The sequence below is a fragment of the Parvimonas sp. D9 genome, from assembly GCF_035282565.1.
GTDB classification, from domain to species: Bacteria; Bacillota; Clostridia; order Tissierellales; family Peptoniphilaceae; genus Parvimonas; species Parvimonas micra.
Window position 1 is genome coordinate 1 of record NZ_JAYKBM010000029.1, and the last position, 760, is coordinate 760.

Here is a 760-nt window from a genome sequence, read left to right on the forward strand (position 1 = left end):
TTGTTGTTTCACAATCATAACCACCAGCTCAGCTGGTGGTTTCCACACCCCTATAAGGGGATATTTCCTGCTTGACCTAAAGGTCTTCTAAGATTTGCCAATCGCACTTCTTCCCCAGCCGTCCTTAAGGACTTCTACTTGTTTTTCTTACCTGTGAATGGGTCTATATATTCTTTCAAACTTAATTGTTCTCCTGCTATATCTTCTTGCAGTTGATTTCTTACATATTCTTCTATTTTCTTTGCATTCTTTCCTACTGTATCCACATAATATCCTCTACACCAAAAATGTCTATTCCCATACTTATACTTTAAATTTGCATGTCTATCAAATATCATCAAACTACTTTTTCCTTTTATATATCCCATTACTTCTGCCACGCTATACTTTGGTGGTATTTCTACTAGCATATGTATATGATCCACACAACATTCTGCTTCTATTATATTTATACCTTTCCTTTTACACAATCCTCTTATTATTTTCCCTATATCATTTCTTAACTTCCCATATATCTCTTTTCTCCTGTATTTTGGTGAAAATACTATATGATATTTACAATTCCACCTTGTATGTGATAAACTATTATTATCCATAAAAATTCCTCCTTGTGTTTATATTACGATTGGCAAATCTTTATTATATTTTATCACAAGGAGGAATTTTCTTATAGCTTAAGCTTTTGTCTCCACCAGCATAGCTGGTGGTTTTTTATTCGCTTTTTCAAGCGAATTATGCTTAAGCAAACAATCAATAAAAA

The 760-nt window shown here is 32.8% G+C and carries 1 protein-coding gene; it reads right to left on the minus strand.

The genetic code is table 11. The features are described 5' to 3' along the window. Positions 1–134: 134 nt before the first annotated feature. Positions 135–596: an IS200/IS605 family transposase gene (gene tnpA / locus VJI94_RS07860; protein ID WP_324008942.1), complete on the minus strand. Its 462-nt coding sequence runs from the start codon at positions 594–596 to the stop codon at positions 135–137. Between the last annotated feature and the right edge of the window lie 164 nt (positions 597–760).